The organism is Lacrimispora sp. 38-1, from assembly GCF_049890855.1.
GTDB lineage: Bacteria > Bacillota > Clostridia > Lachnospirales > Lachnospiraceae > Lacrimispora.
The window spans coordinates 110,913-119,985 of the sequence record NZ_JBANEW010000003.1 but is presented as its reverse complement, the minus strand read 5'-3'; the positions used below and the strand labels follow the sequence as shown (position 1 = coordinate 119,985).

Annotated in this window: 8 protein-coding genes; 4 read left to right on the top strand and 4 right to left on the bottom strand. The window is 43.1% G+C overall.

What is annotated here, in order from left to right:
- Window positions 1-210 precede the first annotated feature (210 nt).
- Window positions 211-825, top strand: a complete 615-nt coding sequence (locus tag V7D18_RS01475) for a recombinase family protein (RefSeq protein WP_426150762.1) — start codon at window positions 211-213, stop codon at window positions 823-825.
- Between the two features lie 32 nt (window positions 826-857).
- A complete protein-coding gene (locus V7D18_RS01470) occupies window positions 858-1,265 on the top strand; it encodes a metal-dependent transcriptional regulator (RefSeq protein ID WP_426150767.1) in 408 nt (135 codons plus the stop codon).
- 41 nt (window positions 1,266-1,306) lie between these two features.
- On the opposite strand, the gene V7D18_RS01465 is transcribed toward V7D18_RS01470, so the two are convergent.
- The gene (locus tag V7D18_RS01465; RefSeq protein ID WP_426150760.1) at window positions 1,307-3,175 is read right to left on the bottom strand and encodes a heavy metal translocating P-type ATPase; all 1,869 of its coding nucleotides are present in this window, start codon (window positions 3,173-3,175) and stop codon (window positions 1,307-1,309) included.
- Window positions 3,176-3,469: 294 nt separating this feature from the next.
- Between V7D18_RS01465 and V7D18_RS01460 the strand changes: the two genes are divergently transcribed.
- Both V7D18_RS01460 and V7D18_RS01455 read left to right on the top strand, forming a co-directional pair.
- Window positions 3,470-4,441, top strand: a complete 972-nt coding sequence (locus V7D18_RS01460; protein WP_426150758.1) for a serine hydrolase domain-containing protein — start codon at window positions 3,470-3,472, stop codon at window positions 4,439-4,441.
- A gap of 41 nt (window positions 4,442-4,482) precedes the next feature.
- Entirely contained in the window at window positions 4,483-5,358 is an 876-nt protein-coding gene (locus tag V7D18_RS01455) for an effector binding domain-containing protein (protein ID WP_426150756.1), read from the top strand.
- A gap of 43 nt (window positions 5,359-5,401) precedes the next feature.
- Here V7D18_RS01455 and V7D18_RS01450 read toward each other — a convergent pair whose 3' ends face one another.
- The 3 genes from V7D18_RS01450 to V7D18_RS01440 form a co-directional block, all read right to left on the bottom strand.
- Window positions 5,402-5,677, bottom strand: a complete 276-nt coding sequence (locus tag V7D18_RS01450) for a metal-sensing transcriptional repressor (protein WP_104434186.1) — start codon at window positions 5,675-5,677, stop codon at window positions 5,402-5,404.
- Between the two features lie 88 nt (window positions 5,678-5,765).
- A complete protein-coding gene (locus V7D18_RS01445; RefSeq protein WP_426150754.1) occupies window positions 5,766-6,671 on the bottom strand; it encodes a helix-turn-helix transcriptional regulator in 906 nt (301 codons plus the stop codon).
- 113 nt (window positions 6,672-6,784) lie between these two features.
- The gene (locus tag V7D18_RS01440; RefSeq protein ID WP_426150752.1) at window positions 6,785-8,953 is read right to left on the bottom strand and encodes a methyl-accepting chemotaxis protein; all 2,169 of its coding nucleotides are present in this window, start codon (window positions 8,951-8,953) and stop codon (window positions 6,785-6,787) included.
- Window positions 8,954-9,073 lie beyond the last annotated feature (120 nt).

Sequence of the window (9,073 nt, the reverse complement as noted above, 5' to 3'; positions counted from 1 at the left end):
CTATATCATCGTCAAAAAAGTCCTTTCTGTTATTTTTTTGTTGAAATATGTCGGAATTTTTATTATAATATATTATGGTTGATTTTACTCATTTAACAGGCATATTGTAATGCTGAAAAGGTACACCTTTTTAGCATTACAATATGCTTGTCTCATTTTAAAATCCATCCTTTCTGCCATAATAAGAAGGTCAGGAGGTTAATAAACAATATGAATAATTTTTATGGTTACGTAAGAGTATCCACACTGGACCAAAATGTGGAACGGCAGCTGATTGAGCTGATTAAATGGGGAGTTTTAGAGAAAAACATCTACTGTGATAAATTATCGGGAAAAGATTTCAACCGGCCTCAGTATCAGAAGCTGAAGCGAAAACTAAAAGAGGGTGATGTACTGGTGGTCAAGAGTCTGGACCGTCTTGGAAGAAACTATGAAGATATACAACAGGAATGGAGAGACATTGTTAAAATAACAAAGGCAGATATTGTAATTATTGACATGCCGATTCTTGACACACGGACAAATAAGGATTTAATAGGAACTCTGATATCGGACATTGTCTTACAGCTGCTTTCTTATGTAGCCCAGGCAGAAAGAGAGAGCATCAGGCAGAGGCAGGCAGAAGGAATTGCCATAGCAAAAGCAAACGGCAAACATCTGGGAAGATATCCTTCCCCTCTTCCTGATGAATTCTTCCCGGTATATGAAAAATGGCTGAACCGGGATTATTCTTTGCGGACAGCCAGCGAAATCCTTGGTATCACGATCAGCCAGTTCCGTACCATGATAAAAAAGCACGAGAAAGGTTTGGATAACCTGACTTGAAAATACCAGGCTGTTTGTGTTACAATAAACAGATACGAAAAGAACTATTGAAAGAAGGTGCTGTTACGAAAATACAGGAATCTGCTGAAAATTATCTGGAAGCAATCTTAATGCTTCACAGGCGCAACGGATATGTCCGATCAATCGATATAGCGGGAGAATTGGAGTTTTCCAAGCCCAGCGTTAGTGTGGCTATGAAGAATCTGCGGGAGAATGGTTTCATCGATATGGATGAGAATGGACATATTACACTGTTGGAAAAAGGTCAGGAAATCGCAGAACGGATTTACGAGCGCCACACCTTCCTATCCGACTGGCTTATGGCTCTTGGAGTTGAGCGTAAGATCGCCTTGGAGGATGCCTGCCGGATTGAGCATGTGATCAGTGCAGAAAGTTTTGCAGCAATTAAAGCCTTTGTAAACGACAGAGTAAAAGGATAATGGTTAAGCAGCATTGAAAAGAACTTTCCAATGCTGCTTATTTATTTCACACTCCACTTTAAGAGGAACGCTGAGTTAATAATCACAGCTAAGGAACCTGCATTATGTACCAGAGCTCCCACTACCGGATTTAAAACTCCGGTTACAGCAAGAATAATTGCCGCGAAGTTCAGCAGCATGGAAAATCCCAGATTAAAATGGATCGTCCTCATCATTTTTTTCGAAAGGGACAGCAGATGTGGAATTTCCTTTATCTCGTCACTCACAAGAGCAATATCTGCTGCTTCCACTGCTATATCGCTTCCAATCCCGCCCATGGCGATTCCAACAAAAGCCCGTTTTAAAGCAGGAGCATCATTTATGCCATCTCCAATCATACAAACCCGTTTCTGTTCTCCCTCATAAGTATTAATCCAGTTCAGTTTATCCTCAGGCAGGCACTCTGCATGAACTTCCATAATCCCAAGCTGTCCGGCAATATGAACGGCTGCGCTTTTATGATCACCCGTCAGAAGTACAGGCGCTGCTCCAATTTCCATTATCTGTTTGATTACCTCACCGGCCTCCTTCCTGAGCGTATCGGATAATGCAAGAAAACCGGCCGGAATCCTGTCAACAGACAGATAGATGACAGTACAACCCTGTTGAAGATATGATTTCGCCTTTCCTGTGTGCTGCCCGTCTAATTCAATCCCGTTTTCCCACAGCAGTTCCGGATTCCCAGCCAGAATTTCCTTTCCCATAATGACTGACTTAACTCCCCGTCCCGGAATCATCTCAAATTCCTCTGCAGCCATGATATCCTCATTCTTTTCCTCTTTGAACGAACGAAGTACCGCTTTTCCCAGTGGATGCTCAGAGCGGGCTTCTGCGCCTGCAGCAAGTGCAAATATTTTTTCTTCCTCATACTCTTTCATAAAACTGACTACAGCCACTACTTTTGGAGTGCCATAGGTTAAGGTACCGGTTTTATCAAAGGTCAGTTTACTGACTGCAGACAGACGTTCTAATGCATCTCCCTCTCTGACCAGGAATCCATGCTTTGTGGCATTGCCGATTGCTGCCATAATAGCCGTAGGAGTAGCGAGAACAAGTGCACATGGACAAAATACTACCAGTATGGTAACTGCACGCATTGGCTCACCTGTTATAAACCAGGTCAGTATGGCGGAAACCATGGCTGCTGCCACAATCCATGTAGCCCATCGGTCTGCGACGCCCACTATTTTCGCTTTTCCTGCATCTGCTGACTGAACCAGACGTATCATTCTTTGTATGGAACTATCCTCTCCTACCCTGGTCGCCTCCATGTCAAAGGAACCGAACTGATTGACTGTACCGCTGGAAACTTCATCTCCCGGACCCTTATCAGCAGGAAGTGATTCACCCGTCATAACAGCCTGATTCACAGAGGTTCTGCCAGATTTAATGATCCCGTCAGCAGGAACCGTCTCTCCCGGAAGCACTCTCAAAAGATCTCCTTTCAGAACCTCTGCCGCCGGTATAATGGTTTCCATGGATCCTTCCAGCCTCCTTGCTGTGCGGGGCGTTAAATGAACCAGTTTTTCAATTCCATCTCTCGCTTTTTTCACTGTAAACTCTTCCAGAAATGCCCCCAGCTGCATGATAAAGGCGATTTCTCCGGCAGCAAATATTTCTCCTGTTACAACAGAGGCAATCAGAGCAATCGATACCAGCACATCAGCTTTGATATCAAACTCAGTAATTAAACCGATGAACGCCTCCAATATGATAGGAATTCCACAAAAAAGAACAGCAGCCCACGCTGGATCAAAGGGAACTGGCGCCAGATGAAAAAAGCTGAAAATAAGTGCAAGTGCAGAAACTGCCAGACTTGCTTTTTCCCTTAAAGGCCCTCCCCATTCCAGAATCTCTTTTAATTTATTCATAATTCTCCTCCCGCGCATACCCATGGGGGTATAAGTATTTACCTGTCAAATATACCCCCATGGGTATTAATTGTCAAGTGGAACTGAAAATTACATGGTTATTTCTCTCAGATTGAAAAAAATACTCTTTATGCTATACTGTGATTATCTAAACAAAACACAGCTGTAAATTAAAAATAATATCTGCTTGAAATAACACCGCTCCGCACAAATTGTCAGGCGGTAAAAATTATTTTCCCGTATTATAGGTTCTATATGAACTATCACAAAAAAACTCACAAGCGGGGAGAGATCATGAACAATGATATTATGAATTTAGAAAGTTTAATTAAAGCGGATTATGATAATATTGCCGGTATTGTTGTACAAAAAAAGGGCGAAATCGTTTATGAACAATATTTTGACGGTTTCACTTCTAAAGATACCATTCATACTATGTCGGTGACAAAAAGTATAATATCGGTGCTGACAGGCATTGCCATAGACAGAGGCTATATTAAAAGCCCGGATCAGAAGGTTTTGGAATTTTTTCCTGAATACAAACTTAAGAAGGGAGAAAAAACCATACAGCATGTCACCATAGAAAATATGCTTACAATGACCGCACCGTATAAATATAAATCAGAGCCTTACACAAAGGTGTATACCAGTGATGACTGGACGAAAGCTGCTCTGGATTTATTAGGGGGCAAAGCTGGCATCACCAGGGAATTTAAGTATTCCACTGTAGGAACACAGATTTTATCCGGAATCATTATAAATGCCACAGGCAGTTCGGTATCCGATTTCGCAGCGGAGTTTTTGTTTAATCCCCTTGGAATCAAAGCTCCTGGCAATACCAGAATAAGCAATAAAGAAGAACATTTTGCCTTTTTGAAGGAAAGACATGTAAGCGGATGGGCTGTAGATCCAAAGGGCGTGAATACAGCTGGCTGGGGGCTTTGTCTGACGCCCCGGGATATGGCAAAAATCGGGCAGCTATATTTAAACAACGGCATTTACGAAGACCGGAGAATCTTATCCAGTAAATGGATTTGGGACAGCACAAAGGAAAAAAGCCGCTGGGGAGAACTGCCTTATGGATATTTATGGTGGATTGCTGATTATGATGGATACCATTGTTATGCGGCTATTGGTGACGGAGGGAACTTTATATTTGTCAACCAGGATAAAAGCATTGTTGTCGCCATAGCATCACGGTTTGAACCGAAATACAAAGTTAAAATTGAACTGGTTACCAGAGAAATTATTCCCTTGTTTGAATAGAACCGGTTCATTATCAGAAATCAGGCTGGAGGTAACGTAAGATGGATTGGATCAGCGGAATACAAAAAGCGGTAGATTACGTGGAAGAACATATTACCATGGATCTGGATTTTAGTGAGATTGCAAAACAGGCTTATTCATCAAGCTTTCATTTTCAGCGTGTATTTGGAATTCTCTGCGGATTCACACTGGGAGACTATATCCGTATGCGCAGACTTACTCTTGCAGGCTTGGAGCTGGCGGCGACAAACACCCGGATTCTGGATATCGCTGTAAAATATGGCTACGACACTCAGGAAAGCTTCAGCCGTGCTTTTACACGTTTTCATGGCGTATCTCCTTCTCAGGCGCGAAACGGAGCCGGTTTAAAATCTTTTTCCCGCCTTTCTGTAAAACTGATACTGGCAGGTGCCAATGTGACGGATTACAGAATTGAGAAGAAGGAAGGCTTTCAAATGATTGGCAGACCTCTGCGGGTATCCGGTAAAAAGGAACTGACCTCTGCCAGAATATCTGATTTCTGGCAGCAGTGCCGCATGGATGGAACAATCGAGGAGCTGTCCGGATACATTTCTGAAGCTAATATATTCGGTGGAAGCATTGCAGGGGCGGGTTTCGGTAAGGATGCCCCTGATTCCAACTGTCCCTATGCCATTGGTGTCTATTATAATGGCATTCCAGCTATTAAAAAAGATTTGATTGTATGGGAAGTTCCAGCCCATACTTACGCTGTGTTTCCATGCACCGGTTCAATGCCGGAAGCATTTACCAGATTGTATCAGCAAATTTACAGTGAATTTTTTCCTGCCAGCGACTATCAGCCCTGCGGCGGCACCGACTTTGAAGCCTATCCTTCCGCTGATGTAAAGAATCCAGGCTATACCTGTGAAATATGGGTTGCTGTAGAAAAGAAATAACAGGACCGCCGACTTTACCGGCTGCCCTGCTTTTACATTCGAGTCATGTCATATTGGCGAAACGTTCCACCGCCTTTGTGAAACTCTCAATGGTCTTATCTGCATCTCCATGCTCAATCCCATCTCTGACACAATGATTAATATGTCCCTCCAGAACCACCTGTCCAACCCGGTGCAGCGCTGATTTTGCTGCATTGATCTGAGCAAGTACATCTTCACAGGGAACATCTTCGTCCACCATACGGTCAATTGCCTGAACCTGGCCGATGATCTTTTTTAGACGCCGATGAAGATTATCGGCATCCATACACTGTTTCATTCTGCACCTCCGGATACCATAAGGGGTATCTGTATATTATGATTGATTCCACCCGCATTGTCAATATGGTTCAACTTATTAATATTTATCAATAAAGGGCTTTAATCCGTTCAAGAAGTTCTAAAAAATCCGTCTGGTATTCCACTGGCTCAATAATCTTCACACAATCCCTGAACCCAAGCAGCCAGCAAAACAAAGACGCCTTATCCGACCATTCAATCCTCATCGTCAGCTTTCCGTCCGGACTCTCTTGAAAGCTGTCAATGCCGAATTCTTCTATGAGACGCCATTTCATGGTTTTATCAAATTCTGCTGTGATATTTACTTCATTGGTCCATTGAACATCACCGGGGTCCATTCGGTATGGGGGAATGTCCCTTTCTCCAGATTCTTCATTGGTGCATTGTATCTGTGTCATCCGGTTCAGCTTAAACATACGGAAATCATCTCTCAGCAGACAATATCCCCAGACATACCAGGAAGACCATTCAAATATCAGCAAACAGGGTTCTATTATCCGTGTATTTTCTCCTGCCGGACCGTAATAATGAAATTCAATCCTCTTTTTTCTCTCTATCGCATCTTTTATCAGCTCAAATTTAGGAGGAAGGGAGGACCCATACCATGAGCTTAAATTAATGACAACCGGACCGCCTGCTTCTACGTACTCATTGCTGCAACAGGAAAACTTATCCATCAGAAGCTGATACCGGTTGCTTCCTGACACGCTGTCCAGGCTTTTTAATCCGGAAAGAATTGCCTGTATTTCCGTTGAAGTAAATAACGTCTTATCTACCTTATAGCCTTCTGCTATGGAGATTCCCCCATTTTTCCCCTGCTCGGTGACAATCGGTATTCCAGCCTTGCATAAGTTCTCCACATCACGGTTTATCGTTCTTCTGGATACCTCAAACTTCTCTGCCAGATAAGGTGCAGTCACCTTTTCTTTTTGCAGTAATATGGATATCATACCAATCAGCCTGTCAATCTTCACCTCATAGTCCCCCCTTTTTTTGCTATTATATCATGAACTCACCTATCGCAAAATACCAAAAACAGAGGCTTTCTCAAAATGATTACCCCATTTTGCGAAAGCCTCTGACAGATTTAATATTTTGCTGAATCATGTATATACGTTACCGGGGTTATATCATCCTGTATCGGCGCCGTATATTCCTCTGTATCATTATATTCCGGTTCCTGAACTGTGGCTGCAGCCTCATAGCGTGCACTCTCCAGGCCTGCAGGGATGTATTCCCCCTGAAGTCTGAATTGCTCAACCTCCTGTTTTAATATCTGAGCCTGGGCATCCAGTTCTTCGCTGGAGGCAGAACTTTCTTCTGCTGTGGCCGCATTCGTCTGAACTACTGATGATACCTGGTTCAGTCCCTGATTAATCTGCTCAATCGCCTCCACCTGTTCATTAGAAGCCGCTGCAATCTCCTGAATGGTATGTTCCACCTGCCCGGATTTTTCGGCAGCTGATTTCAATATCCGGGTTGTTTCATAGGCGATCTTTACTCCTTCTGACACAGTCTGAACCGAATGACCGATCAGCTCTGCGGTCTGCTTGGCCGCCTCGGCAGATTTACCGGCAAGATTACGTACTTCATCGGCAACTACGGCAAATCCCTTGCCGGCTTCTCCGGCCCTGGCTGATTCCACCGCTGCATTTAATGCCAGTATATTGGTCTGGAATGCAATATCCTCTATTACCTTGGTAATGCTTGAGATCTTTTCAGAAGCCTGTCCGATTTCCTTCATGGAATGATCCAGCTTTTCCATATAGGCATTGCCCTCATCCATTCCGCTTACAGCCTGTCTTACATAACCCGTCGCTTTCTGAACATTATCCGCATTCTGCTGAGCACGGTTTGATACACTGCTTACTGAGGCACTTAATTCCTCAACGGTCGCAGCCTGCTCGGCAGCACCTGACGCAAGAGCCTGGGAAGCATCGGAAATCTGCTTTGACCCGTCTGCCACTCTGTCTGAAGATTCCTTTATCTTGGTAAATACCGAATTTAAGTTATATGTAATTCCGTTTAGAGAATCTTTGATCTGTACAAAATCACCTTTATAATCCTGGGTTGCCACTACAGTACAATCGCCCTTTTCCAGACCGCTTAATACCGTGGATATCTCGTTGATATAATTATTCAGCGTATTGACCGTTCCGGTGAATGATCTGGAAAGAGATTCAAGTTCATCTCCCGTATTGATCTGTGGTACTTCAGAATGCAGATCACCCTCATCAAGCGCTTTAATGCGTTCTACCAGTTTAACAATGGGTTTAACGATAGGTCCTGCTATCCTGAATGCCATATGTAAGGATACCAGAATCATCAGAGCCGCCAGGAATATTGTTATGGCAAGTGACTGATAGAAACCAGCCATCATTTCAGACTTCTCTGCTACAATTCCAATAGACCAGCCGTCAGTATTGGTAACTGGTGTGTATCCCATAATCAGAGTCTTGCCGTTTAAACGAGATGATCTGATTGCAGTATTCCCTGCGATCATGTCCTGAATATTAGCGGAAGTAGCTGCAAAATTCTTTTCGCTTTTTCCCATCTCAATATAATTCGTCTCATTTGTCACAGTCTGTCTGTCTTTGTGGGCGATTACCTTTCCGTCTTTATCCACAATAAATCCATAGCCGGATTTTCCCATGGAAACTCCGTCAATCATGCTGCTGAATACATCTGCATCCAGAGTTCCTGTTACAACCCCGTTATACTGCCCGTTATTTATCTTAGCGGCAATTACCAGAACTGTTTTGCCCAGTTCCTTACTCTGCATGGTAGTTGAAATATAAGTTTCCCCTTTAATTGCCCGGTTAAAAAACTCCATTTGGCTCATATCTGTCCCATTTGCCGCTTTTCCGTTGACATCAGCCGTTGTAACCTCCAGAAACCCGTAATCCTTTGCCAGCTTATCCATGGCCTCTTTCCGGTCTTCCGCACTCTTGTTCTGGTTTGTTATGGAGGTGTATTGTGCGATAGCTTCAATCTTTATCCTGTAAATATCGATGGCATTTTTAACGGACTGACTATAAGCCTCGGCTGATTCCATGAGCCTCATTTCAGTACTTTTTTTTGCGTCCCGATAAAACAAATAGCCATTAAATAGTCCAAAAAGGACAGAAATTGCAGCACACATAGCAATAATTCCAAATAACAATCTCCCCTTGATGGATTTTTTCTTCCCCGCCTGATCAGATCCCTCTTCTGATTTTTTTATGACTCTCTGAAATACCTTAATCCTTCCCGCCACAGTCATATCCTCCTACTCGTCATTTGCAATCTGGAAATATATTGCCTTATTGTAAAATTTTTACTACATTTAATTAATCAATATTATATAACATCCTGTAGATATTTGTCAATTATGACA